The following is a 24511-nucleotide window of genomic DNA, read 5'->3' as shown; positions in this document are numbered from 1 at the left end:
AACACGCGTTGGGTTAATGACCGGTGGGCTGGGTGATAAGTTTCGCGGTGAACGAGGGTTTCAGCACGCAAAAAAAAGCCCGCGAGGAGAGGGCGGGCCAAGGGATTCACTGGAGTAGGTAGGCTTCACCCTATAGATGGAAAAGTGAAGACCTTGTGAAAATGCCGTGATCAAATCGGATGGTCACGTCACCGCCTATCTCCCTGACGCCCCGCGTTCCAACATGTGGGAGCAGGCAAGCCAGCTCCCACATTTGATCAAGACCGCCGCACAAAGGTGCGCATGGTTTGCCCAGGGCCGGTGCTGAACACGGTGGGCCTGGGCATGCCTTCATCCGCTGCGATAAATACGAAATCATCGCCGTCGAGCCGGTAACTGGCGGGGAGTTGCTTGCCTGCATCATCGCCCATGTCGTCCGTCCAGGTAATGCTTTTGGGCGTGGTACTGGCGTCCAGTACGAAGCGTCCTGCCAATAATACTTCGCCACTGACCGTGGTCACTTCGAAGCGATCCCCCGCAATTGTCGTCGTTGCTCCCGGCGCGCTGTGGGCATCCACGGGGTTAAGCACGCCACTGTCTTCAAGGGCTGTTTGTTCCCAAGTGCCTTGCAGTGCGCGAAAGTCCGAAGCGGAAAGGGGTGACATGCAAACTCCTTATTGCTGTTCAAAAAAATGTTCAATTGTATTGAGGCTGACACTGTTCCGCCTGTAGGCGAAATTTTTTTCTTTATAAGACAGCTATTTGACAGCTTTTTCATGTTGTATTGACTACGCTTGCAACCAGATCAGTCTGACATGGCTGTGTCATTTGGCTTACTCACCGAAATGAAACCGAAATAATCCCTAAGTTTGTGGGATATTTCAGGGGACTGAGTGGTCACATCGCCATTGGTCTGCCGTATCCAGGGCGTTGTCCCTGATTTTTGAAGTCTTTTAGACTTCTGAGAATGATGGCCTTTTAGTATTATTTTAAGGTGTTCTTATTTTGAATCGTACTTCCCCGCTTCCGCCTTCCGCAGCGTCTGATGAAATTGATTTATTTGAATTGTTTCACGCCATCTGGCGACAAAAAAAGCTGGTGATCGGGTGTACGCTTCTGGCCGGGGTATTAGGCGCAGGTTATGCCTTCCTGGCACCCAAGACCTATGAAGTCAGCAGTGTGTTGCGGCCTGCTGCAATCAACGAGCTAGACGCCTTGAACCGTTCGGAAGTGTATAAGTTGCCGCCTGCCGATGCGCTGCTCAAAGTAGGTGCACAGCTGGACTCTTATGATGCACGCCTGGGGTTCTTCAAGGATCATGAGGAGTTGTTCAAGGCGTTCAAGAAACCGGGGCAAACCCTTGAGCAGAGCTTTGAGGCGTTCAACCGCAATTCGGTCAATCTGATTTTGCCTGACCCCAAGAAATCCGATTCGTTGAGCAGCTATATCCGTCTGGAACTGCAATACCCGACCGACGTCGATGGTGTTGCGATCCTCAACGGTTTTGTGGACTACGCCATTGCCGCCGAGCGTCAGCAAGTGGGTGCTGACCTCAAGGTGATCGTCAATAACCGCTTGAGCGAGCTCAAGGGCAAGATCGACGCCGCCCGCGCCAACTACGATACCGATAAAGAATCGAAAATCGCCAAGCTGCTGGAAGCGGACCGGCTCAAGCGTGCCCAACTGCAGGATGAACTCAGCGCCCTGCGCCTGCAGATGAAGATGGAACGCACCAACCGCCTCGCCGAGTTGGCCGAAGCCATCAGCATTGCCAAGTCCATGGGCATTCGTACACCGACAACGCCGTCCTCAATGGCCGACTCCACCCGCACGGGTTCGAGCCAGGTCATGCGGACCGAGGTGAACAACCAGAAGATCCCGCTGTATTTCATGGGGACCGAGGCGTTGGAAGCCGAACGCGCTGCATTGCAGCAGCGTACCAGCGACGATTTCACCAACCCGCGCATTGCCGAGATCGGCAAAGAGCTGCAACTGCTGGAAAGCAACCGCGAGGTTGAGGTGCTGCGCAAGCGTGGCAATGAAGACATCTTCTTGCAGGACGTCGAGCCGCTTCGCGCTGAAGTCGCCAGGTTGCGTGGTTTGAATATCGATATGAGCAACCTCAAGCTGGTCACCATTGACCGTCGAGCCCAGGAGCCTCTGTCGCCGATCAAGCCGAAAAAGCCGCTGGTTATCGCGTTGAGCCTTGTCGGAGGTCTGTTGCTGGGCCTGATGATTGCGCTGATCCGCTACTTCGTTCGCAGCCGCACTCAGGCCGTGCCCTATACGGCATTAGGGGATCGCCGCGAGGGTAACGACTCGCCGCTGTAACCCTTCCAGCGCCCTCAAACAGGCAGGCTCAAGGGCCTGCCTGCTCCTACCCCCAGCACACTCAGTAGACAGCTTTTCACAATTCTTAGTTAACCTTTGGTTACAAAGTGTGGCTAAATAACTGCCAATGGTCGCACGCAGGCGGTTATCCGCCGGCCGTGTCGCCTGTATGTGAATTGTGATTTCAGGTGCTGCTTATCCATCCTCGGCCGTTGTGGGCCCGCAGGAGCAGCCTGTTCTCTCCCTGACGTGTGACGAATCCCTTGAAACTCATCATTGTTGCTCTCTACGTTGCTTCCATTGCGTATGTACACCTGCGCGGTCGGGTGCGACACAAGCTGGGTCGCCAGCTTAGCGATCACTCGACGTTCCTGGCGCCGATCAACTGTTTCCTGTACCTGTTCTCCAAGCAGCCCAGCCGTCCCTACCTCTCGCCCAGCGACTTTCCAGACCTGAGCCCATTGCAGGAGCACTGGGAAGAGATCCGCGAAGAAGGCCAGAATCTGATGCGGGCGGGTGAGATCAAACGCTCGGAGCAATACAACGACGTAGGGTTCAACTCGTTTTTCAAGACCGGCTGGAAGCGGTTCTACCTCAAGTGGTACGGCGACAGTCACCCCTCGGCGATGAAGCTGTGCCCGCGTACCACCGAGCTGGTGCAGAGCATCGGCTCGATCAAGGCGGCGATGTTCGCCGAGCTGCCACCGGGCTCCAAGCTGGTACGTCACCGTGACCCGTATGCGGGCTCGTACCGCTATCACCTGGGGCTGGATACCCCTAACGATCCAGGTTGCTACATCAATGTGGATGGCGAAAGCTATTACTGGCGCGATGGCGAGCCGGTGATGTTCGACGAGACCTACATTCACTACGCGGAAAACACCACCCAACAGAACCGCATCATTCTGTTCTGTGATATCGAACGGCCGATGAAGTACCGCTGGGCAGCTGCGTTCAACCGCTGGTTCAGCCGCAATGTGATGGCGGCCGCAGGTTCGCCCAACGATGAGGGTGACAAGACCGGCGGCCTCAACCGTGCCTTTACCCGTCTGTACAAGATTCGCCTGCGTGGCAAAGAGCTCAAGAAGCGCAATCGCACGCGCTACTACCTGGAAAAGTGGGCGATCTTTGCCGGTCTGGCGCTGATCTTCATTCTTATCTGACCTGGCTCAAGGCGCGGATCACCCAGGGGGTTGCGCGCCCAGCTTGTCCCACATCTTTTTGCTGATCTTCTGTCGATTGGCATACCCCGCCCAGGGGTCATCCTTCAACGTTTGCAGCCGCTGATGCAGGTTCGCCACTGTCCACTGCTGGGCGCCACGCAATCCTTTCAACTCCTCTCGACCCACCGGCACCGACACTGGCAGGCCCGGGCGGGCCCGCACGGAATACGCCGCTACGGTACTGGCGCCACGGGCGTTGCGCAGGTAATCGATAAAAATCTTGCCGACGCGGTTCTTGGGGCCACTGGTGGCGGTAAAGCGTTCGGGCAGTTGCCGGGTCATGAATTGCGCAATGGCTTTGGCGAACGCCTTCACGGTGTCCCAGCCGTCGCGCCGGGCCAACGGCACGATCAAGTGCAGGCCCTTGCCGCCGCTGGTTTTGACGAAAGCTTGCAAGCCCAGCTCATCGAGTACCGACAGGGTCAGTTGGGCCGCTTCCAGCATGGCTTTCCAGGGCAGGGCCGGGTCCGGGTCGAGATCGAGAACAAACAGGTCAGGCGTTTCAATCTTGTCTGCAGTGGCGCCCCAGGTGTGAAATTCGACGGTACCCATTTGCACCGCGCCGACCAGGGCCTCCACGCTGTCTATTTCCATCAGGCGCGCATGGCCTGGGTCCAGCGCCTGGTCCAATTGCTTGATGTGGGGGATGGCCATACGCTCTGAGTGCTTCTGGAAGAACTGCTCACCTTCGATCCCTTCCGGCGCCCGCAGCAATGACACGGCACGTGCGCGCAGGAAGGGCAGGATCCATTCGCTGATATCGGTGTAGAACTGCGCCAGTTGCTGTTTTTGCGTGCCGCTGTGCTTGTCGATAATGCGCTCGGGGTGAGTGATTTTCACGCTCTTCACCGTTGCCTGCGCTTTACCGGCTTTCGACGTTTCGGGTGCCTTGACCGACTTGGCCGCGCGCGGCTGTTCATGAATGATCTGCGAGGCTGGCTTGTCGGTGCGCAGGCCCACAAACGCGGCTTGGCGCACCACGCCTTCGCGGGTCCATTCGGCAAATTGCACCTCGCCGACCAGGCTCGGCTCAACCCAATGCACGCCACGGGCCTGGGCACTGGTCAATGGTTTTTGCAGGGGCGAGTCCTTGCGCTCAAGCGGGGTGAGCTTGGCATAGATACTTTTCAGCGCCGCTTGATCAAAGCCCGTGCCCACCCGCCCGGCATATACCAGGCCGGTGTCATCGTTGACCGCCAACAGCAGCGCCCCAAAGCCGCTGCGCGAACCTTGGGGGCGGGTATAGCCGACAATCACGAACTCCTGGCGCAGGCGGCATTTGAGCTTGATCCAGTCGGCACTGCGCCGCGACACGTAGGGGCTGCCGGCGCGCTTGCCGATCACGCCTTCGAGCGCCAGGTCACAGGCGCTCTCGAAAATATCGCGCTGGCTGGCGGCAAAGGCTTCGGAGAAGCGCAGCAGTTTGCTTCGGCTGGCGGACAGCGCAGATTTAAGCGCAGCCCGACGCTCTTCGACCGGGTCTTCACGCTGGTCGCGGCCGTTCAAAAACGGTGCGTCGAACAGGTAATAGACAATGTCCAGGCTGCGGCCGATATCGAACGCGTTTTGCAGCGCCTGGAAATCCGGCAGCCCGTCGCCATTGAGGCTGACCACTTCGCCATCCAGCCAACTGTCCTTGAGCTTGAGGGCTTGCAAGGCTTTGCACTGACGTGGCAGGCGTTCGGTCCAGTCGTGGCCGTTACGGGTGAACAGGCGCACTTCGCCGTCGCGAATACGCGCCATGATGCGGTAGCCGTCGAACTTGATCTCGTAGCGCCAATCACCTTCGGGCGCCCGGTCCACCAAGGTTGCCAATTGGGGGGCAAACTCATCCGGCAGGGCAGCGATGCGCTTGGGCGTTTTGGCTTTTGGCGCGGCCTTGGGTTTGGCCTTGGCCTTTGGCTTACCCACCACCGCATCGCTGAGCACGCTGGCGGGCTTGGCCTGGACGATATCGAACTCAGCGGCCGGGCGCGCCTGCTGATCGTTTTCCTTGATCAACAGCCATTGCTCCTTGTCGCCGCTGCCCTTGAGCCGGGTGCGTACCAGCGCCCAGTCACCGGAGAGTTTTTCACCGACCAGGGTGAATTTGAGCTTGCCCGCCGCGTAGGCTTTGCGCGGGTCATCGTGGGGCTGCCAAATGCCTCGGTCCCATACGATCACATCCCCCGCACCGTATTGGCCGGCGGGAATGCTGCCCTCGAAACTGCCATAGCTCAGTGGGTGGTCTTCAACATGCACCGCCAGGCGTTTTTGGCTCGGGTCCAGGCTTGGGCCCTTGGGCACCGCCCAGCTCAGCAGCACGCCATCGAGTTCCAGGCGAAAGTCGTAGTGCAGGTTGCGCGCATCGTGCTTTTGAATCACGAAGCTGAGGGCCGAGACGTTGCGTTTGCTGGCGGGTGAGCTGCCGGCGGGTTCGGCGGTGATCTTGAAATCGCGCTTGCGATTGTACTCACTCAGGGGCTTTGCCATGTCATTCTCCCGTCAATGGCAGGCTCAAGAGGCCTTGTTATTGGACTTTTTCGCGGTGCTTTTTTTCGCCGCAGGTTTACCCGCCAGGCTGCGTTTGAGCAGTTCGGTCAGGTCGATGACATCCGCGGATTTTCGCTCTTCGCCGCCTTCGACCGTTTCCACATCTTCGATCTTGCCGGCCTTGGCCTTCTTCGCCACCAGCGCCCTGATCTTGTCCTGGAAGCTGTCACGGTATTCATCGGGCTGCCAATCGGCGCTCATGTCTTCCACCAGGCGCTTGGCCATGTCCAATTCACCTTTGGCCAGGGTCGGCTTTGTCACATCGCTGCCCAGTTCCAACTCATCCAGGCTGCGCACTTCAGCGGGCCAGCGCAGCATGACCAGCACCAGAGCCGATTCCAGCGGCATCAACGCGGCCAGGTGTTGCTTGGTGTGCAGTACCACATTGGCCAGGGCCACCTTGCCGGTTTTTTTCAGCGCTTCGCGCAGCAGTGCATAGACCTTGCCGCCGCGTTTATCCGGAGCGAGGAAGTAGGGCGTGTCGATGTTTTGCAGGGGGATCTGGTCGCTGGCGACGAAGGCGATGATTTCGATGGTCTGGGTGGACTTGGGGTGGGCCGAGCGAATTTCGTCTTCGCTGAGCACCACGTAGCGTCCTTTTTCAAAGGCCACGCCCTTGACGATATTTTCCTTGGTGACTTCCTTGCCGGTGGTTTTGTTGATGCGCTTATAGCCCACCGGGTCCATGCTGCGCTTGTCCAGCCAGTCAAAGTCGACGCCTTGTGAAGAGGTCGCCGAGACCAGCGATACCGGGATGTGAACCAAGCCGAAACTGATGGCGCCTTTCCAGATTGCCCGTGGCATAGGTGTGATTCCTCAACGAAGAGCCTGTGTGCTGGTGACTCACAGGGCAGGGCAAAAGTTTCGGCGGATAGATGCTCGGACAGATCGTGTTACACCTGATGAGAAACTATTTAGTGTCACAACGCGAACCCGCGGCGTAGCGTGTTATCGAAAGCACGTAGTACTTGGCATAGAGAGGTTTGGCCATGAACCGTTGTGTACGTCATCTCGCAGCACTGGCGCTGGGCCTGGCCCTTGCGCCATTGGCCCAGGCGCAAAACCTGCCGGGGCGTAGCGACCACGGCCCTATTCACCGGGCCAACCCCAATAGCATGCAGGGCACCCAGCCCAATGCACCGGCTGTTCGCAGTATCCAGCCCGTCCCGGCCAACCCGCGGCCAACGCTGGAAAACGGTGGCATCGGCAACCGCTACCCCAAGCAGGAGGCGGCCCCCAGCCGCCCGGCCACCGCACCCAAAGCGCCCACCTATGATGCCAACGGCAATCGCCGCTGAGGATTTCGCCTTATGTTTGTACGTAAAACCCTGCTAGCCGCCCTGTGCGCCACCGCGTTGCTGCCGTTGAGCGCGGCGTATGCCGTCGATAGCCAACAGTTCCCCACTGAGCAAGGCAGCATCACCGCCACGCCGGTCGCCAAGGGCCTGGACCATCCATGGGCGCTGGCGTTTTTGCCGGACCAGCAAGGTTTCCTGGTGACCGAGTTACCTGGGCACCTGCGGTTTGTCAGCCCGGACGGCAAGCTGTCTGCGCCCTTGAAGGGCGTGCCGCAGGTATGGGCCAAAGGGCAGGGCGGGTTGCTGGATGTGGTGCTGTCGCCAGACTTCAAGCAGGACCGCCTGGTGTACCTGTCGTACGCCGAAGGCGGTGGCGAGGGTGGCAAGGCCGGCACAGCTGTAGGGCGTGGTCGCTTGGCCGCTGACTTGAGCGGCTTGGAGGACTTCAAGGTGATCCTGCGCCAGGAGCCCAAGCTGTCTACCGGCAACCACTTCGGCTCGCGCCTGGCCTTCGACCGTGATGGCTACCTGTTCGTGACTCTTGGAGAGAACAACGACCGCCCCACGGCCCAGGATTTGGACAAGTTGCAAGGCAAAGTGGTGCGCATCTACCCGGATGGGCGCGTGCCGGATGACAACCCTTTCGTCGGTCAACCCGGCGTGCGTCCCGAGATCTGGTCCTATGGGCAGCGTAACCCGCAAGGGCTGGCCTTGAATCCCTGGAGCGGCACGATCTGGGAAAATGAACACGGGCCCCGTGGCGGTGATGAAGTCAATATCATCGAGCGCGGCAAGAACTACGGCTGGCCGTTGGCAACCCATGGCATCAACTATTCCCTGCTGCCGATTCCCGAAGCCAAGGGCAAAACGGCAGAGGGCACAGTGGCGCCCCACCATGTGTGGGAGAAGTCGCCGGGTGTCAGTGGCATGGCGTTCTATGACGGCGACCGGTTCAAGGCATGGCAGCACAACCTGTTTGTCGGTGCGCTGGTGAGTCAGGAGCTGATTCGGTTGCAGTTCGAGGGTGACAAAGTGGTCCACGAGGAACGCTTGTTGGGCGAATTGAAAGCGCGGATCCGCGATGTGCGACAGGGGCCGGATGGCTTTCTGTATGTGCTGACCGATGAGGATGACGGTGTGTTGTATCGCGTTGGGCTGAATCAGGACTAAACGTGTGGGAGGGGGCTGGCAGCAGACGCAGATCCAATTGATGCCCCGCGATCCAAGTGTGGGAGCTGGCTTGCCTGCGAAGGCGGTGTGTCAGGCGCTGAATCTGTTACTGCACGACCGCTTTCGCGGGCAAGCCAGCTCCCACATTGGATCTCATTCGGTCTGCAGAGTCGGGGTTATAGCCCCAGCTCTGACAGGCCGGGATGCGCATCCGGGCGCCGCCCCAGCGGCCAATGGAACTTGCGCTCGCTCTCCTTGATTGGCATATCGTTGATGCAGGCAAAGCGGTTGGCCATCAAGCCGTTCTCGTCGAACTCCCAGTTTTCGTTGCCGTACGAGCGAAACCAGTTACCCGAATCATCGTGCCATTCATAGGAATAGCGCACGGCGATGCGGTTATCAGTAAAGGCCCACAATTCCTTGATCAGACGATAATCCAGCTCCTTGGCCCATTTGCGGGTCAGGAACTGCTTGGCTTCTTCGCGGTTATGGGCAAATTCGGCGCGGTTACGCCAGTTCGTGTCCAGGGTGTAGGCCAGGGATACACGTTGCGGGTCGCGGGAGTTCCAGCCATCTTCGGCCAGGCGGACTTTTTCGATGGCAGAGGTGCGGGTAAACGGCGGCAGGGGCGGGCGGACTTCTTCTTGGGCTGACATGGGCGACTCCTCAATGCAATAAAGGTTGGGTCGAAAGTTGCCTGGGCTGTGGGTTCAAAGTTGCAGTAAGGTCCGCGCCATGCATTGCGCATTATCGGCAGCTGTTGAATCACCCATGACCAGGGCAACGGTAATGGCGCCATCGATCAGGATCAGCAGTTGCGCGGCCTGCTGCTCCGGGTCGGGGGTGCCATGTGCTTGGCACAGTTCAAGTGCGTACTCGAACAGTTTGCGTTTATGGGCCTTGGCCAGCAGGCGCACCGGGTTTTGGGCATCGCCGGTTTCACCGCTGGTGTTGATAAAGGCGCAACCGCGAAAGTCTGCCGAGCCGAACCAGCGCTTGAGCGCGCTGAACAGCCCCAGCAGGCGTTCGCCGCTGTCGTCGCTGCGTTCCACTTCGCTGCGCAGCCATTGCATCCAGCGCTCGTCGCGGCGTTGCAAGGCGGCCACCACCAACTCATCTTTGTTGGCGAAGTAGCGATAGATACTTTTTCTCGACACGCCAGCGGTTTTTACCAGTAAGTCCATACCGGTGGCAGCGATGCCGTGGCGATAGATCAACTTCTCGGTGACGTCGAGAATAATGTCGCGGGTTTCATTCTGGGTTATATCGTTCATGTCGAGTACAGTAGAACGACCGTTCTTCATGGTCAACAGTCTTTTTCGATTGCCCGTTGCGAGACCTGAGCAGCCTCATGGTGTAAGCTTTGAACCTCTTCGGATTCGACCATTGCGAGCCCTATGCCGTCGTTCTTCAAACGCTCCCTGTTGCCCAAGCTGCGCGGTTTTCCGTTGTCCAACGAGGCCCTTGAGGTGCTGCCAAGCGCCGACGCCTACCGTCGCTGCCTGCTGGAGAAAATCGCCCAGGCCACGCGGCGTATCTACATCGTTGCCTTGTACTTGCAGCAGGACGAGGCGGGGCAGGAAATCTACGACGCGCTACACGCCGCCAAGGCCGCACGGCCCGAACTGGACATCGTGGTGATGGTGGATTGGCTGCGCGCCCAGCGCGGGCTGATCGGCGCAGGCAAGCAACCGGGCAACAGCGCCTGGTACCAGGCCATGACCCAGCGCCACGCCACCGAAGTGCCGGTGTACGGCGTGCCGGTGCAAACCCGCGAGCTGTTCGGCGTGTTGCACCTCAAGGGTTTCGTGATCGATGACAGCGTGCTGTACAGCGGCGCCAGCCTGAACAATGTGTACCTGCACAAGTTCGACAAATACCGCTTCGACCGTTATCACCTGATCCATAGCCAACCCTTGGCCGATTCGATGCAGCACCTGGTGGAACACGGCCTGGTGGCGTCCAAGGCAGTGCATCGCCTGGACCTGCCAAACCCGCCCACCACTCGCAGCCTGCGCAACGACATCGGCGACCTGCGCAGCCGTCTCAAGCATGCGACCTACGACACCACAGCCGGGCAGTTGCCCAATGGCCATCTGTCGGTCAGCCCCTTGCTGGGCGTCGGCAAGAACAACCCGTTGAGCCGGGTGATCCTCGAACTCATCGCCAGCGCCCAGCAGCAACTGACCATCTGCACGCCGTATTTCAACCTGCCATTGCCGGTAACCCGCGAGATCAACCGTGCCCTGGCACGCGGTGTGAAGATCGACATCGTGGTGGGCGACAAGACCGCCAACGACTTCTATATTCCGCCCACTGAACCCTTCAAGGTGATTGCGGCGTTGCCGTACCTGTACGAGATCAGCCTGCGGCGCTTTGCCAAACGGCACCAGCCGATGATCAACAGCGGCCAGTTGAACCTGCACCTATGGCGCGACGGCGATAACACCTATCACCTCAAGGGCATGTGGGTGGATGAGCGCTACACCTTGCTCACCGGCAACAACCTCAACCCGCGGGCGTTTCGCCTCGACCTGGAAAACGGCTTGCTGATCGACGACCCTCAAGGCCAATGGCTAGGGCCGCGAGGCGCTGAGCTTGCGAATATTTTCCAGCACACCACGCGTATCCAGGGTTACCAGCAATTGCAGACGCTGGTGGATTACCCGCCCGCTGTCGGCAAGTTCCTGCGGCGTGTCAGCCGGGTGCGGATCGAGCGCTTGCTGTACCGCATTCTCTAACTGAGCAACGTGCCGGCAAAAAAACACCCAGGCCCCTCGACAGGGACTGGGTGTTTTTTTGTGCGCTGCAGTTAGTTCAAACCCAGCTTGCCGCGCAGGGTCGAGAGGTCTTCGGCCAGGGTGTTGACCGGGCCGACCAGGGCCTTGCGGTCGTTGTCCTTGACCTTGTCATAGGTCTCGAAGCCGCCATCCTTGGTTTTGTACTTGGCCAGGATCTTGTCGACGCTGGCAAAGTTCTTGTCGACTTTTGCCAGGAAGGCCTGGTCCTGCTGCCCGATCTGGCCACGGAACAGGTCAACGATTTTCTTCGCGCCGTCGATGTTGCCCTGGAAGTCGTACAGGTCGGTGTGGCTGTAGCGGTCTTCTTCACCGGAGATCTTGGTGGCCGCGACTTCTTCAAGCAACGCAGCGGCACCACCGACGACTTTTTCCGGCGGGAAGGTCAGGCCGTCGACGCGGGTCTTGAGGTCATTCACGTCCGCGTTGAGCTTGGCCGTCAGTGCTTGCAGGCCCTGGGTCGAGTTCTGCGAGAACAGCGCGTATTCGATCCGGTGAAAGCCCGTGAAGTCTTCGGCCGTCACGCCTTTTTCATGGTCGTCGACACGCGAATCGATGGACGCGTCGAGGTCGCTGAACAGCTCGGCGATCGGCTCAATGGACTCATAGTGCACGCGGGTTGGCGCATAGAGTTTCTTGGCCGTGGCCAGGTCGCCTTTATTGATAGCGTCGGTGAACGCCTGGGTCTGGGTGACCAGTTCGCCGATTTCTTCGGTGACGTAGATCTTGTAATCCGACACCGGGCCCACCAGGTCCAACGGCGCAGTAGCGGCGAAGCTTGCCAGTGGCGAAAGGCTGAGTAACAACAACGCAATAGACGACTTCTTCATGGGAGACATTCCGCTCTGGTGTGTTTTAGGTCTTGGCAGGAGTTTGAGAGTGCGTTGCCGCGAGCAGCGTGCGCCCGATGAAATCCTTGGGGCCGGTGACCCCTGGCAAGGTGAAGAAATACCCGCCACCCACGGGCTTGAGGTACTCCTCCAGCGGCTCGCCGTTGAGCCGGGTTTGCACGCTGATAAAGCCTTTCTCCAGGTCAGCCTGGTAGCAGATGAACAACAAGCCCATGTCCAGTTGACCATTTTTGTTGACGCCGTTGGAGTAGTTGAACGGCCGCCGCAGGATCAGGTTGGCCTGGGTCTGCGGGGTGCGCGGGTTGGCCAGGCGGATGTGGGCATCGAGCTTGGTCAACTTGCCTTCAGGGTCCTTGCTGTAGTCCGGGACCTGGGTTTCATGCTGGCCGTCCATGGGCGCGCCCGTGGGTTTGACGCGGCCGATGATGCTTTCCTGTTCTTGCAACGGGGTGCGATCCCAGCGCTCGACAAAGTTACGGATGATGCGCACGGCCTGGTAACTGCCATGGGCGGCCCAGGCCGGTTCGTCGCTGGTGGGCTGTACCCAGACGATCTGGTCCATGGCCTTGTCATCGTTGGAGTCGGGGTTGGCCGAGCCATCGCGAAAGCCCAGGAAATTGCGCGCACTCTGCGCCGGCTCACCGGGTTTGGTCGGTGCCTGGGGCGGCACGCTGCCTTCTTGCTTCCAGCGCACCAGCAGCAGGTCGGGCAGGTTTTTGACGATGTCGCGCAGCGCGTGGATATTGGTGTCTGGCGTGTTGGAGCTGAACTGCAGGCTCAGGTCGCCGTGGCACTGCGCCGGTTCCAGCGCATCGTTGGGAAAACCGACCATGCGGCTCAGGCGCTTGGGTTTGGCCGCCGCGAGGCCGAAGCGTTCGTCGAACAACGACTCGCCGACCGATACGGTAATGGTCAGGTTATCCGGCGTGACCACCGGGCCAAGGATGCCGGAATCGGTAGGCGGCAATTTCGGGTCGACCTGGGGCACGGTGCCGCCGGTCATCAGGAACGCGATGCGCTCGTTGAGGGTGCGGAACAGGCGTTCCAGGTCTTCGCGGTCGCTGGCCAGTACATCGAACGCCACGACCATGCCGCAGGCCGGGCGCGGGGTGACGATGCCGCTTTGGTGCTTGCCGAAAAACGCTTGGTGGTCCTGGGTCTTGTCGCTACGCGGGGCCGTGGTGACTTGCTCGGCCGCTGCCGCCATCGCCGGGCAGCTCAGGCTGCTGCCGGCAATCGCAGCGCCGGTGGCCGCCATGCCCAACAGGACGCGGCGACGTTGGAGGTCAAACTGTTCTGTATCACTCATGTATGCGGTCGTCTTCACTGCAGGCCGGAAAGGCCAAGGGCGGGGTCGATTCCATCGAGTGCAACGGCCAGTGCCTTGGCCTTATCGGCGATCTGCTTGCGCTGATCGGCTGTAACCTTGTCGTAGGTTGGGTAGCGGTCATTCACCTTGAGCCCCTCGAGTTCGGTGTCGAAGGCGTTGAGCGCGCTGTCGATAGTGGGCAACAGGTCGGCGGCGGACTTGCCCAGCAACGGGCGCATCAGGTCGACCACTTTGCGGGCCACCTCAAGATTGGCGGCAAAGCCGTTCAAGTCGATGTGGCTGTAGCGTTCCTCTTCACCGCTCGCCGCGCGAACGTCTGCCAGGCTGTCGAGGTTGCGTACCACAATGCTCACCAGTTGCTCTGGTGGCAGGGACTGGGCCAGTAACTGTTGCTTGAGCGTGGTGACGTCGGTAACCAGGCGTTGGGCGACCGGCGCCAGGCCATCAAGGCTGTGTTGCTGGAACAGGCTGTATTCCAGGCGATGGAAGCCGCTGAAGGCGGGGTCTTGCTCGCGCTTTTCAAAGTAGTCGGCGCGGGCGTTGATCGCGTTATCCAATTCGGCCAGGCGCTGGGACGCCGGCGCCAGGCGCTGATACGCCTCACGGGCCGGCACATACAGTGCCTGTGCCTGGGCCAGATCACCGGCGGCGATGGCCTGTTGCAGGGCCGTCACGGCCTTGACCAGCGCACCGCTCTGGCCGCTCAGGTACACGCGAAACTCCGACAACGGGCCAATAAAGGCCACCATCGACGGCTTGGCCTTGGCCTGGGCGTCAGACTCTGCCGTGGGCGTGACATGCAAGGTGCCGCGCGGGTTGCTCAACAGGCCACAGGTAATGGCGTAGTCACCGGGCAACAGGTTGGCATTGATCACCTGGCTCAGGCCCGGGGCAATATTCTCCCGTTCTTCGACCACCAGCACGCCGTCGAGGATTTCCCACTCCACCGCACGGTCGGAGCGGTTGATGATACGAAAGCTTGCGCGCCCGGCCGGCACGGTGAGAGCGTTAGGCTCGCAGGCGTGACTGTGAATCGTGACCGCGATTTCATTGTGGTTGGTCTGGCGCTTGGTCGCGGCCAATTGCGAGGCGTAGTAGAACAGGCCACCGGCGGCGATCATCACCACCACCGAGCCGGCCACGCTCCAGCGCAAGGCGCGGGATGGCGGGGCCGATTGAGGGGTTGGGTTGGACAAGAGACGGTCCTTACTGGCTGGAAACGGAAGAGGTATTGGCAACGGGCTGGGTAGGGGCCGAGGGCAGGAAGAACATCACCAGGGCCACCACCAGGTAAATCAGATAGGCGCCCAGGGTGCTGACGGTCGGCGCCTCCTGGTAACCGAACATGCCGGCCAGTACCGAGCCGAGCGGGCTGTCCATGGGTAATGCAGCGCTGAAATCGAACAGCACGGTCTGCCAGTGATTCCACACGCCGGCCTCGTGCAGGGCCTGCACCGAGTTGGCGAGAATGCCGGCCGCAACCACCAGGATGAACAGGCCAGTCCAGCGGAAAAATGCACCGAGGTTCAGGCGCATGCTGCCGGAATAAATCAGCAAGCCGACGACAATGGCCAGGACCAGGCCGAGCAGGGCGCCTACCGGAGCGCCGGGGCCTTCACTCTGCTGAAACACGGCAAGCAGGAAGAACACCGTCTCCAGTCCTTCGCGGGCCACGGCAAAAAACACCATGGCGATCAGGGCAAACACCTGGTGCCTGGAACCGGCCAACGCATGGTCGAGAGATTCATGCAGCGAGTGTTTAATCGAGCGCGCCACTTTGCGCATCCAGAACACCATGGAACTGAGAATACCCACGGCGACCAGGCCGACGACACCTTCAAACAATTCCTGCTGCTTTTGCGGGAACTCCGCACTGACCAATTCCAGGCCGCCGCCCACCAGCAGCGCCAGCGCGGCCGCCAGGAACACGCCGATCCACACCGCAGGCATCCACTGGCCACGCCCGGTCTGTTGCAGGTAACTGGCGATAATGCCAACGATCAATGCCGCTTCAATGCCTTCGCGCAGCATGATTAAAAAAGGAACGAGCATCGGGCACCCGGGCGCAACTAGTTAGGGAGCTAAGTTGTAACATAATGATACTCATTGCTAAACAAGAAATATTGACCTTTGCTGAACGTGGGCTGAACAGTGGTGGCGAAGCGCAACCGCCTTTATGATGCGGGGCAATCAGACCGCAGCCGGATAGCTCAACGCCCCATGTCGGAAAAAGACACCATCTCCATCCACCTCGTGCGCGAAGCGCTGTTGCAGAGTTGCGCGCCGGGAGCGGCCACCGTTGAGGCATTGAGCAAAGTCGGGATTGATCCGGCGTTGCTTGAGCAGCCCGACGCTCGCGTGGCGGCCACGGCCTATGCACGCCTGTGGCGCTTGCTGGCGCGGCGCAGGGACGATGAGTTCTTTGGCATGGACCCGCGCAAGCTCAAGTCCGGCAGCTTGGCGTTCCTGTGTCGCGCCGCCGTGGCGCAACCCAGCCTGGCAGCGGGCCTGGAAACCGGCCTGGGGTTTCTGTCGTTGATGCTGGAGCACATGCCAGCCCAGCTGGTGCGTCAACAGAGCCTGGCGGAAATCGTCCTGCTCGAACCTGAGCATGATCCCAAGCGTGCGTTTACCTACTTCACCTATTGGATGATCGTCCACGGCGTCGCCTGCTGGCTGGCAGGGCGGCGCATTCCGATCCTCGCCATCGAGTTGCGTTGCGCGCAGCCGGACTTCTGTGACGATTATCAGGTGATGTTTTCTGACAACCTGCGCTTTGATCGGCCACGCACCCGCATGATTTTTTCTGCCGACTGCCTGGACCTGCCGATCAAGCGCAGCCCGCAGGAGCTCCAACGTTTCCTGGCTCATGCACCGGCTAACATCCTGGTGAAATACCGCGACCCGGAAAGCCTCGCCACGCGCATCAAGCACGACTTGCGGCAGATGCCCCCCGACACCTGGCCGGAAACCGAGGGGCTTGCCGCCAGGTTGTGTATTTCTGCGTCCACACTACGCCGCCGCCTGGCGGAAGAGGGGCAGACCTATCAGGGCCTCAAGGACAGCGTGCGCAAGGAACTGGCGATTGTGTGGTTGGCCGAGCCGCAGATCAGTTTTGCCGAGATCGCCACGCGGCTGGGGTTTGCCGATGCGAGTTCGTTCTACAAGGCCTTTCGTAAGTGGGTGGGATCGAATCCGGGGCATTACCGTAGCCTGATTCTGGGTGAGGCCAGCTAATCCCACACGAAAAAAAGCCCCGCGACCGAATGGACCGCAGGGCTAAAAATTGGCTGGATGCGACCAACCAAAGGAGCTCTTACCTCACCGGTTGCTGGCGACCACCGTATCCGGCTGCCAGCCACCACCCAAGGCCTTGTAGATCGCCACGATGCCGCGATACAGATCCACTTCGGCCTGGGCCTGGGCGTCTTCGGCAGCCAGGCGTTCGCGCTGGGCGTCGAGCAGTACCAGGAAGTCCACGGTGCCTTCGCGATAGCGGATCGCCGCGAGGTCGGCGGCGGCGCGGCTGGATTCGCTTTGGCGGATCAGCGAGACCAGGCGTTGCTGGCGCTTGCCGTAATCGCTGAAGGCGTTCTCGGACTCTTCCAATGCCAGCAACACTTGCTGTTCATAGGTCGCCAACGCGCCATCGGCTTCGGCATTCGCGCCACGCAGACGCGCACGCACGCTGCCCAGGTCAAACGCGGCCCACGTGATGCTCGGGCCCAGGGACCAGGCATTCGCCGCGGCGGAGCCGATCTGCGAACCGCGCCCGGCGGTGAACCCGAGGAAACCGCTGAGGCTCACCCGTGGGAACAGGTCGGCCTTGGCCACGCCGATACGTGCGGTGGCGGCGGCCAGTTTGCGTTCGGCGCTGAGGATGTCCGGGCGTCGTTGCAGCAGTTGCCCCGGGTCGCCAATCGGCAACGCCTTGGCAATCGCTGGTAGGTCTTTCGGGCTCAGGTCCACGCTCAGTTTGTCGGGGCGCTGGCCGAGGAGGGTGGCGATGCGGTTGCGCTCGCGCACTTGTTCGGCCTGCAGTTGCGGCACGCTGGCTTCAACTGCTGCCAGGCGCGCGTCGGCACGTTCCACGTCGAGCTGATCACCGACGCCGGCATCACGCAGGCTGACGGTGATGGTGCGCGATTCCTGCTGGTTCTTCAGGTTGTCCAGGGCAATGCGTTCACGCAGTTGCGCTCCACGCAGTTGACCGTAGGCATCCACCAGTTCGGCAATCATGGTGACTTGCAGTTGGTACAGGTCGGCTTCGGCCACCTGTTGGTCGGCGTCGCTGGCTTCCAGGTTGCGGCGGATGCGCCCGAATAAATCCACTTCCCAGGCCATGTCCAGGCCCAGGTCGTAGCGCTCGCTGTTGACACGCTTGGTGGTCTGCCCGGGAATCTGGCCCTTGCCCACATCGCTGCTGGCGCGAGAGGTGACCACCGGCATGATGTCGTTGGCCGCGTCATCACGGATAGCCCGTGCCGCCCGCAGGCGGGCAAAGGCTACGCGCAAATCACGGTTGCCGCTCAGCGACTGGGTTACCAGCTGGTTGAGCGTGGGGTCTTCGAACTGCTGCCACCAGATGCCTTCGTACTTGGCATGGTCGTAGCTTTTGCTGTCGGCGGCGGCCGTGATATTGGCCGCCTCCAGTGGCTGGGTCTTGTAGTCCGGGCCTACGGCACAGGCGGCGAGCGCCAGCACCAACAGGCTCGGCAGGAATACTTTCACACTCATTGCTGTGTCTCCAGCTTCAAGGCCTTGGCCGCTTTGCGCGCTTCACTGCGCTCGACATAGCGACGGATCAGTACGTAGAACACTGGTGTCAGCAACAGACCGAAGAAGGTCACACCGATCATCCCGGAGAACACCGCCACGCCCATGGCATGGCGCATCTCGGCGCCGGCACCGCTGGAGAGCACCAACGGCACCACACCCATGATGAACGCGAACGAGGTCATCAGGATCGGCCGCAGACGCAGGCGGCAGGCTTCCAGTACTGCGGCGAGCGGGTCGAGGCCTTCCTGCTGTTTATCCTTGGCGAACTCGACGATCAGAATCGCGTTCTTGCACGCCAGGCCCACCAGTACGATCAGGCCGATCTGGGTGAAGATGTTGTTGTCGCCGCCCGAGATGATCACCCCGGTAATGGCCGACAGCAGTGTCATCGGTACGATCAGGATCACCGCCAGCGGCAGGCTCCAGCTTTCGTATTGGGCGGCGAGCACCAGGAACGCCAGCAGTACGCAGAGCGGGAATACGAACAGCGCGGTATTGCCCGAGAGGATTTGCTGATAGGTCAGGTCGGTCCACTCGTAGGTCATGCCGTTGGGCAGTTCATCTTTGAGCAGCTTTTCAATCGCGGCCTGGGCCTGGCCAGAGCTGTAGCCCGGCGCGGCGTTGCCGTTGATTTCTGCGGTGATGAAGCCGTTGTAGTGCATCACACGGTCCGGGCCCGAGGTGTCGCTGACCTTGATAAAGGTCGCCAGCGGGATCATCTCGCCTCTGTTATTGCGCACTTTCAATTGGCCGATCTGGTCGGAGTCCTGGCGGAACTGCTGCTCGGCCTGCACGTTGACCTGATAGGTACGCCCGAAACGGTTGAAGTCGTTGGCATACAACGAACCCAGGTAGACCTGCAGGGTGTCGAAGATGTCGCTGATCGCCACGCCGTGAGTCTTGGCCTTTTCGCGGTCGATGGCCGCGTCCACTTGCGGCACGTTCACCGTGTAGCTGGTGAACAGGCCGAACAGTTCAGGCACGCTGTGACTCTTGGCAATCACGTTCTGCACTTCTTTATACAGCTCGTCATAGCCGAGGTTGCCACGGTCTTCGATCTGCAGGCGGAAGCCCCCGATGGTGCCCAGGCCTTGTACCGGCGGCGGCGGGAAGATCGCCATGTAGGCCTCTTCGATATTGGCGTATTGGCCGTTCAGTGCACCAGCAATCGCACCGGCGGACATGCTCGGGTCTTTACGCTCATCGAACGGCTTCAAGGTCACGAACACGATGCCGCTGTTCGGGCTGTTGGTGAACCCGTTGATCGACAGGCCCGGGAAGGCAATCGCAGCTTCCACGCCGGGTTGTTTCAGGGCGATCTCCGACATGCGCTTCATCACGTTTTCGGTGCGGTCCAGGCTTGCGGCGTCGGGCAGTTGGGCGAAGGCCACCAGGTATTGCTTGTCCTGGGCCGGTACGAAACCGGTCGGCGTGTGGGCAAACCCGAAGAACGTCAGCACCATCAAACCTGCGTAGACGAACAAGGCGATACCGCTGCCGCGAATCACTCGGCGCACGGTGCCTACATAGCCATGGCTGGCCTTTTCGAAAAAGCGGTTGAAGGGACGGAACAGCCAGCCCCCGAAGACCTTGTCGAGGAACTTGGAGAAACGGTCCTTTGGCGCGTCGTGGCCGCGCAGCAGCACAGCGGCCAGGGCAGGGGACAGGGTCAGGGAGTTGAACGCCGAGATCACGGTTGAGATCGCGATGGTCAAGGCGAACTGCTTGTAGAACTGCCCGGTCAAGCCACTGATAAAGGCGGCCGGAATGAACACCGCACACAGCACCAGCGCCGTGGCGATGATGGGGCCGGTCACTTCACTCATGGCTTTTTCGGTCGCCGGGAACGGCTCAAGCCCCAACTCGATATTACGCTCGACGTTTTCCACCACCACGATGGCGTCGTCCACCACAATACCGATCGCCAGCACCAGGCCAAACAATGACAGGGCATTGAGTGAGAACCCGAACAGGTGCATCACCGCAAAGGTACCGATCAATGAAACCGGCACCGCCACCAACGGGATGATCGAGGCGCGCCAGGTCTGCAGGAACAGGATCACCACCAGCACCACAAGGATCAGTGCTTCAAACAGGGTATGCACCACCGCTTCGATGGAACCGCGTACAAAGATGGTCGGGTCATAGGCGATGCGGTAATCCATGCCCGCCGGAAAGCTCTTTTTCAGCTCGGCCATCTTGCTGCGCACATCGTTGGAGATGTCGATGGCATTGGAGCCGGGACGCTGGAAAATCGGAATCGCAACGGCCGGCTGGTTATCGATCAGCGAGCGCAGCGCGTATTGGCTGGAGCCCAGTTCGACCCTGGCGATGTCCTTGAGGCGCGTGATTTCACCGTTGGCGCCGGCGCGAATCACGATGTTCTCGAACTCTTCTTCAGTGACCAGGCGGCCCTGGGTATTGACCGACAACTGGAAGCTGGTGTCACTCGGCGCAGGCTGTGCGCCCAGGGCACCGGCTGCCACCTGGCGGTTCTGCTCGCGGATCGCCGTGACCACATCGGTGGCGGTCAGGTTGCGCGAAGCGGTTTTGTTCGGGTCCAGCCAGACGCGCAGGGAGTAGTCGCCCATGCCGAACAACTGCACGTCACCGACGCCGCCCAGGCGGGCCAGTTCATCCTTGATATTGAGGATCGCGTAGTTGGACAGGTACAGCATGTCATAACGCTGATCCGGGGAGGTCAAGTGCACCACCATGGTCAGGTCGGGGGAGGCCTTGTCCACGGTAATACCGATGCGTGTCACTTCCTCCGGCAGCTTGGGCTGGGTACGCGTCACACGGTTTTGCACCTGCACCTGCGCGTTGTCCAGGTCGGTGCCCAGGGCGAAGGTGATGGTCAGGGTCAGCTTGCCGTCGGCGGTAGATTGCGAGGACATGTACAGCATGTTCTCAACGCCAGTGATGGCTTGCTCCAACGGCGCGGCCACGGTTTCACCGATGACTTTGGGGTTGGCGCCCGGGAAGTTGGCGCGCACCACCACGGTCGGCGGTACCACTTCCGGGTATTCGCTGATCGGCAGTTGGAACAGCGAGATTGCACCGGCAATCAGGATCAACAGCGACAGCACCGCTGCGAAGATCGGCCGTGAAATGAAGAACTTGGAAAAATTCATCTTGAGTCGTATCCCTTAACCGCGTGGAGTCGCGACGCTTGCGAGCTTGGGCGCGGGTTTTTCCGGCGCCACTTGCTCCAGGTTGCTGGCTTCAAGCGCTTGTCGTTGTTGGGCCAAGGCGGCGAGGGTTTCCTTGCTGGCCATCGGAATGGTTTCCGGTGCGACCGGCGAGCCAGGGCGCACGCGTTGCAGGCCCTTGACGATCACGGTGTCATCCTTGGTCAGGCCGCTGCGCACGATGCGCAAGCCTTCGATTTTCGGCCCCAGTTCCACCGCGCGATAAGCCGGCTTGTCGCCGTCCATCACCAGCACGAATTTCTTGCCCAGGTCGGTGCCGACGGCTTCGTCATTGATCAACACCGCCGAATAGGTGCCGCTGCCGACCAGCTTCAAACGCGCATACAGGCCAGGGGTGTATTCGCCCTTGCTGTTGTCGAACACCGCGCGGCCACGGATGGTGCCGGTGGCCGGGTTGACCTGGTTGTCGACGAAGTTCATCTGGCCCAGGTGCGGGTTGCCGGTTTCGTTGGACAGGCCCAGATACACCGGGGTGGTGGCGCCACGCCGGCCTTCACGGGCCAGTTCGGTGTACTTGAGGAATACACGCTCATCGGCGTCGAAGTAGGCGTAAACCTTGTCGGTGGAGACCACGCTGGTCAGCGCGGTGGTATCGGCGGTCACCAGGTTGCCGGCGGTGATTTCGGCACGGCTGACGCGGCCACTGATGGGCGAGGTCACGCGCGTAAAACTCAGGTTCAGCTTGGCCAGGTCCAACTGCGCCTGGATCCCGGCCATCGCGGCGCGGGCTTCCTGGGCGGCGGTGGTGCGCGAGTCGGCCAGTTCGGCAGAGATCGCATTGCTCTGGCGCAGGCGCTCGCCACGTTGCGCTTCGTTTTCACTGCGAGTGGCGGCGGCTTTAGTCTGCGCAAGCTGGGCTTCGAGGCGGCGCACTTCGGCCTGGAATGGGCGAGGGTCGATCTGGAACAGCAGGTCGCCTTTCTTCACCAGCGCGCCTTCGGTGAACGCCACCTGGTCAATCTGGCCGGACACCCGCGGACGAATCTGCACGGTTTCCGGCGCTTCAAGGCGCCCGGTGAACTCGTCCCACTCGTTGACCGGTTGTTCCAGCACCTTGGCCACGCTGACCTTGGCTGGGGGCATGGCGGCCGCTTGTTCGGGAGACTTGCCGCACGCGCTGATCACCACCACGGCCAAGATCGCCAAGGGGAAGCGCAAAAGTTTGAGTGACTGTTCCATGAGGTGCATCCGCCAATGTATTTGAGATGGGCGGATCATGCGCGGGGAGGTGCTAGGTCACGAATCGAATGAAGCAAAGGTAACTATCATTCGGAATGATATAAGCGCGGAGTCAGCCCTCTAGCATGGGGCTTTTGTTAGGGAGCTATCAATGTGATTGATGACAAAAGACTGTTGCAGCGAATGCATGGATGCAGCCCGAGTAGGTATCGATGGGCAGTGGTGTCGCTGATTCGGCCAGAAGCTAATGCGCATCACATGGCACAGATGTCAACTGAGAAGTCTGACAGTAGTTTGATTAATGGCGTTTGCGTAGGCTGATATTCATGCCCGGAGGGCTCTCGAAATGCCGAGCGTAGATTAATCAATCAGTTCAAGGAATTGAGCCATGAATAACACTAAACCCAGCGAGTCTTCTGGCGCAGCGAAGAATTCAAAGGTCGGCGCTGATTATTTTAACTTCATGTTTGCTCCTCCCTTTCCTATGGTAGAGGAATTTTGGAGGGCATTAGAGTTCCGCTATTATGAGTCGGACGATGGCGTTCTTATTCTTCGTGGGAGCCTTAATGAAGAGGAGACGGGGCGATTTGAGCTGCTCACCTTCAAGATGCCGCCACCTATAAAAGATGGCGAGCATGACGTAAGCAGGGATGAGGCAGGTGTTAATGCTACTTTTGCTTTACCGTCGCTCATCAAGGCGGACAGTGGGAAATTGAATATAAAAAGATTCAAGGACGGTGACAAAGATACCATCCAGGCTCAATTTTACCTGGCATTTGAATATGACAGTGTGGTCTATGATGTAGCCGGCCTAGCTTTGGTTCATGCAACGGCGGCTAGTTAAGATCACGGCGCCTCGAACGCATCGCCCAGAAAGTCGATCAAGGACCGCACCGACGGCATCAGCCCGCGCCTAGAGGGGAACACGGCGGTGATCACGCCTTCAGCGGGTTGCCATTCAGGCAATACGGCAATCAGGCGGCCATCGGCCAACTCGTCTTTCACGACGACTTGGGGCAGGTTGGCGATGCCCACGCCCGCCAGTGCTGCATTTTTCAGGGTCGACATGTCATCACTGACCAGGCGCGGCGTGTGCGCGACCTGGGCCGTCGCGCCGTCCGGCCCGGTCAGGTCCCACAGGTATTGAAGCAACGGGTTGCCCCAATGGATAGTCGCCAGCCCGGCAAGGTCAGCCGGTAGCGAGGGCAGGGGAGCGTCCTGCAAAAAAGTCGCGCTCGCCACCAGTACCTGAGGACTTTTAGCCAGTACCTTCATGACCAGCTCACTGCTTTCCAGCGGTGGGAAACACAGGTTCAAGGCCATGTCATAGCCTTCGCTGATGATGTCGACCTTGCGGTTGAAGCTCTTCACGTTCAGTTCGACGCTGGCGCATTGCGCCATGAATTGGGCGAGCATCGGCGCCACCCAGTAGTTGAGCAATGCGGTGGTGCAGCTCAGGCGGATCACGCCCCGCGGCTCTGATTTGTTGAAGGCAATCACATCTTCTGCTGACTCGGCTTCGGCAATCATCGCCACGCAATGGCGGTAATAGGCATGGCCGATATCGGTCACCTGGAATTGGCGCGTCGAACGCTGTATCAGCCGTGCCCCCAGCCTGGCTTCAAGCTGGCTGACCCTGCGGCTCAAGGTCGATTTGGGCAGGTTCAACGCTCGACCCGCCGCCGCAAACCCGCCGTGTTCGACCACCTTGGCGTAGAGGAAGAGTTCGTTGAGGTCGAACATGGGCAGTGTTCCATTTTTGAGATGCCCAAGCTTAATCCAAATCAGCCCTCACGTTGAGCGAATGTCAGCGCACTACTGATCAGTGC

At 60.1% G+C, this 24511-nt stretch carries 20 protein-coding genes; 7 read left to right on the top strand and 13 right to left on the bottom strand.

Features of this window, described 5'->3' with window-relative positions:
• Window positions 1-257: 257 nt before the first annotated feature.
• Complete coding sequence (locus MHH62_RS03905) at window positions 258-644, bottom strand: TIGR03067 domain-containing protein (RefSeq protein ID WP_019820134.1); 387 nt, start codon at window positions 642-644, stop codon at window positions 258-260.
• Between the two features lie 340 nt (window positions 645-984).
• On the opposite strand from MHH62_RS03905, the gene MHH62_RS03900 reads away from it, so the two are divergent.
• Both MHH62_RS03900 and lpxO read left to right on the top strand, forming a co-directional pair.
• On the top strand, window positions 985-2310 hold the full coding sequence (locus MHH62_RS03900) for a Wzz/FepE/Etk N-terminal domain-containing protein (RefSeq protein ID WP_014718361.1): 1326 nt from the start codon (window positions 985-987) through the stop codon (window positions 2308-2310).
• Window positions 2311-2573: 263 nt separating this feature from the next.
• Window positions 2574-3473, top strand: a complete 900-nt coding sequence (lpxO, locus tag MHH62_RS03895; protein ID WP_014718362.1) for a lipid A hydroxylase LpxO — start codon at window positions 2574-2576, stop codon at window positions 3471-3473.
• An 18-nt stretch (window positions 3474-3491) separates the two neighbouring features.
• Here lpxO and ligD read toward each other — a convergent pair whose 3' ends face one another.
• Together ligD and MHH62_RS03885 are read right to left on the bottom strand one after the other, a co-directional pair.
• Window positions 3492-6005 carry a DNA ligase D gene (gene ligD / locus MHH62_RS03890; RefSeq protein ID WP_339232531.1) on the bottom strand — a complete coding sequence of 838 codons (2514 nt, stop codon included), beginning with the start codon at window positions 6003-6005 and terminating at the stop codon, window positions 3492-3494.
• Window positions 6006-6029: 24 nt separating this feature from the next.
• Window positions 6030-6869 carry a Ku protein gene (locus MHH62_RS03885; RefSeq protein WP_014718364.1) on the bottom strand — a complete coding sequence of 280 codons (840 nt, stop codon included), beginning with the start codon at window positions 6867-6869 and terminating at the stop codon, window positions 6030-6032.
• 185 nt (window positions 6870-7054) lie between these two features.
• On the opposite strand from MHH62_RS03885, the gene MHH62_RS03880 reads away from it, so the two are divergent.
• On the top strand, window positions 7055-7363 hold the full coding sequence (locus MHH62_RS03880; protein WP_014718365.1) for a hypothetical protein: 309 nt from the start codon (window positions 7055-7057) through the stop codon (window positions 7361-7363).
• A 12-nt stretch (window positions 7364-7375) separates the two neighbouring features.
• A complete protein-coding gene (locus tag MHH62_RS03875) occupies window positions 7376-8533 on the top strand; it encodes a PQQ-dependent sugar dehydrogenase (protein ID WP_014718366.1) in 1158 nt (385 codons plus the stop codon).
• Between the two features lie 176 nt (window positions 8534-8709).
• Here MHH62_RS03875 and MHH62_RS03870 read toward each other — a convergent pair whose 3' ends face one another.
• Window positions 8710-9189, bottom strand: a complete 480-nt coding sequence (locus tag MHH62_RS03870; protein ID WP_339232526.1) for a nuclear transport factor 2 family protein — start codon at window positions 9187-9189, stop codon at window positions 8710-8712.
• 54 nt (window positions 9190-9243) lie between these two features.
• Window positions 9244-9807, bottom strand: a complete 564-nt coding sequence (locus tag MHH62_RS03865) for a TetR/AcrR family transcriptional regulator (RefSeq protein ID WP_014718368.1) — start codon at window positions 9805-9807, stop codon at window positions 9244-9246.
• Window positions 9808-9930: 123 nt separating this feature from the next.
• Here MHH62_RS03865 and pssA point away from each other — a divergent pair, with 123 nt between their 5' ends.
• Complete coding sequence (pssA, locus tag MHH62_RS03860) at window positions 9931-11274, top strand: CDP-diacylglycerol--serine O-phosphatidyltransferase (RefSeq protein ID WP_019820125.1); 1344 nt, start codon at window positions 9931-9933, stop codon at window positions 11272-11274.
• 71 nt (window positions 11275-11345) lie between these two features.
• Here the strand turns inward: pssA and efeO (MHH62_RS03855) are convergent, their stop codons facing one another.
• Genes efeO (MHH62_RS03855) through efeU form a run of 4 tightly spaced genes read right to left on the bottom strand, consistent with a single transcriptional unit; the run spans window position 11346 to window position 15564 of the window.
• Complete coding sequence (efeO, locus tag MHH62_RS03855) at window positions 11346-12161, bottom strand: iron uptake system protein EfeO (RefSeq protein WP_014718370.1); 816 nt, start codon at window positions 12159-12161, stop codon at window positions 11346-11348.
• 25 nt (window positions 12162-12186) lie between these two features.
• Window positions 12187-13491: an iron uptake transporter deferrochelatase/peroxidase subunit gene (gene efeB / locus MHH62_RS03850; RefSeq protein ID WP_060766477.1), complete on the bottom strand. Its 1305-nt coding sequence runs from the start codon at window positions 13489-13491 to the stop codon at window positions 12187-12189.
• Window positions 13492-13505: 14 nt separating this feature from the next.
• Complete coding sequence (efeO, locus tag MHH62_RS03845) at window positions 13506-14708, bottom strand: iron uptake system protein EfeO (RefSeq protein ID WP_339232522.1); 1203 nt, start codon at window positions 14706-14708, stop codon at window positions 13506-13508.
• Between the two features lie 10 nt (window positions 14709-14718).
• The gene (gene efeU, locus MHH62_RS03840; RefSeq protein ID WP_103451301.1) at window positions 14719-15564 is read right to left on the bottom strand and encodes an iron uptake transporter permease EfeU; all 846 of its coding nucleotides are present in this window, start codon (window positions 15562-15564) and stop codon (window positions 14719-14721) included.
• Between the two features lie 168 nt (window positions 15565-15732).
• On the opposite strand from efeU, the gene MHH62_RS03835 reads away from it, so the two are divergent.
• Entirely contained in the window at window positions 15733-16749 is a 1017-nt protein-coding gene (locus MHH62_RS03835; protein ID WP_019820116.1) for an AraC family transcriptional regulator, read from the top strand.
• 84 nt (window positions 16750-16833) lie between these two features.
• Here the strand turns inward: MHH62_RS03835 and MHH62_RS03830 are convergent, their stop codons facing one another.
• Genes MHH62_RS03830 through MHH62_RS03820 form a run of 3 tightly spaced genes read right to left on the bottom strand, consistent with a single transcriptional unit; the run spans window position 16834 to window position 22682 of the window.
• Window positions 16834-18249 carry a TolC family protein gene (locus tag MHH62_RS03830; RefSeq protein ID WP_014718375.1) on the bottom strand — a complete coding sequence of 472 codons (1416 nt, stop codon included), beginning with the start codon at window positions 18247-18249 and terminating at the stop codon, window positions 16834-16836.
• A complete protein-coding gene (locus MHH62_RS03825; RefSeq protein WP_003191086.1) occupies window positions 18246-21425 on the bottom strand; it encodes an efflux RND transporter permease subunit in 3180 nt (1059 codons plus the stop codon). Before MHH62_RS03825 ends, MHH62_RS03830 begins: the two co-directional genes overlap by 4 nt.
• A 15-nt stretch (window positions 21426-21440) precedes the next feature.
• Complete coding sequence (locus MHH62_RS03820) at window positions 21441-22682, bottom strand: efflux RND transporter periplasmic adaptor subunit (protein ID WP_060766478.1); 1242 nt, start codon at window positions 22680-22682, stop codon at window positions 21441-21443.
• A 388-nt stretch (window positions 22683-23070) separates the two neighbouring features.
• Between MHH62_RS03820 and MHH62_RS03815 the strand changes: the two genes are divergently transcribed.
• Entirely contained in the window at window positions 23071-23526 is a 456-nt protein-coding gene (locus MHH62_RS03815) for a hypothetical protein (protein WP_019820112.1), read from the top strand.
• A 2-nt stretch (window positions 23527-23528) separates the two neighbouring features.
• Here MHH62_RS03815 and MHH62_RS03810 read toward each other — a convergent pair whose 3' ends face one another.
• Window positions 23529-24425 carry a LysR substrate-binding domain-containing protein gene (locus tag MHH62_RS03810; RefSeq protein ID WP_019820111.1) on the bottom strand — a complete coding sequence of 299 codons (897 nt, stop codon included), beginning with the start codon at window positions 24423-24425 and terminating at the stop codon, window positions 23529-23531.
• Between the last annotated feature and the right edge of the window lie 86 nt (window positions 24426-24511).

The organism is Pseudomonas sp. FSL L8-0168, assembly GCF_037976155.1.
Lineage (GTDB): Bacteria > Pseudomonadota > Gammaproteobacteria > Pseudomonadales > Pseudomonadaceae > Aquipseudomonas > Aquipseudomonas paracarnis.
Note: the sequence above shows the minus strand (reverse complement) of the source record. Positions and strands in the feature narration are given on the sequence as shown.

Excerpts from the sequence above, each read along its gene's own strand:
- MHH62_RS03905 (WP_019820134.1), bottom strand. The coding sequence starts at position 644 with ATGTCACCCCTTTCCGCTTCGGACTTTCGCGCACTGCAAGGCACTTGG.
- efeU (WP_103451301.1), bottom strand. The coding sequence starts at position 15,564 with ATGCTCGTTCCTTTTTTAATCATGCTGCGCGAAGGCATTGAAGCGGCA.
- MHH62_RS03870 (WP_339232526.1), bottom strand. The coding sequence starts at position 9,189 with ATGTCAGCCCAAGAAGAAGTCCGCCCGCCCCTGCCGCCGTTTACCCGC.
- efeO (WP_014718370.1), bottom strand. The coding sequence starts at position 12,161 with ATGAAGAAGTCGTCTATTGCGTTGTTGTTACTCAGCCTTTCGCCACTG.
- MHH62_RS03815 (WP_019820112.1), top strand. The coding sequence starts at position 23,071 with ATGAATAACACTAAACCCAGCGAGTCTTCTGGCGCAGCGAAGAATTCA.
- MHH62_RS03865 (WP_014718368.1), bottom strand. The coding sequence starts at position 9,807 with ATGAACGATATAACCCAGAATGAAACCCGCGACATTATTCTCGACGTC.
- MHH62_RS03875 (WP_014718366.1), top strand. The coding sequence starts at position 7,376 with ATGTTTGTACGTAAAACCCTGCTAGCCGCCCTGTGCGCCACCGCGTTG.
- MHH62_RS03880 (WP_014718365.1), top strand. The coding sequence starts at position 7,055 with ATGAACCGTTGTGTACGTCATCTCGCAGCACTGGCGCTGGGCCTGGCC.
- MHH62_RS03810 (WP_019820111.1), bottom strand. The coding sequence starts at position 24,425 with ATGTTCGACCTCAACGAACTCTTCCTCTACGCCAAGGTGGTCGAACAC.
- MHH62_RS03830 (WP_014718375.1), bottom strand. The coding sequence starts at position 18,249 with ATGAGTGTGAAAGTATTCCTGCCGAGCCTGTTGGTGCTGGCGCTCGCC.
- efeB (WP_060766477.1), bottom strand. The coding sequence starts at position 13,491 with ATGAGTGATACAGAACAGTTTGACCTCCAACGTCGCCGCGTCCTGTTG.
- MHH62_RS03885 (WP_014718364.1), bottom strand. The coding sequence starts at position 6,869 with ATGCCACGGGCAATCTGGAAAGGCGCCATCAGTTTCGGCTTGGTTCAC.
- MHH62_RS03825 (WP_003191086.1), bottom strand. The coding sequence starts at position 21,425 with ATGAATTTTTCCAAGTTCTTCATTTCACGGCCGATCTTCGCAGCGGTG.
- MHH62_RS03820 (WP_060766478.1), bottom strand. The coding sequence starts at position 22,682 with ATGGAACAGTCACTCAAACTTTTGCGCTTCCCCTTGGCGATCTTGGCC.
- ligD (WP_339232531.1), bottom strand. The coding sequence starts at position 6,005 with ATGGCAAAGCCCCTGAGTGAGTACAATCGCAAGCGCGATTTCAAGATC.
- MHH62_RS03835 (WP_019820116.1), top strand. The coding sequence starts at position 15,733 with ATGTCGGAAAAAGACACCATCTCCATCCACCTCGTGCGCGAAGCGCTG.
- pssA (WP_019820125.1), top strand. The coding sequence starts at position 9,931 with ATGCCGTCGTTCTTCAAACGCTCCCTGTTGCCCAAGCTGCGCGGTTTT.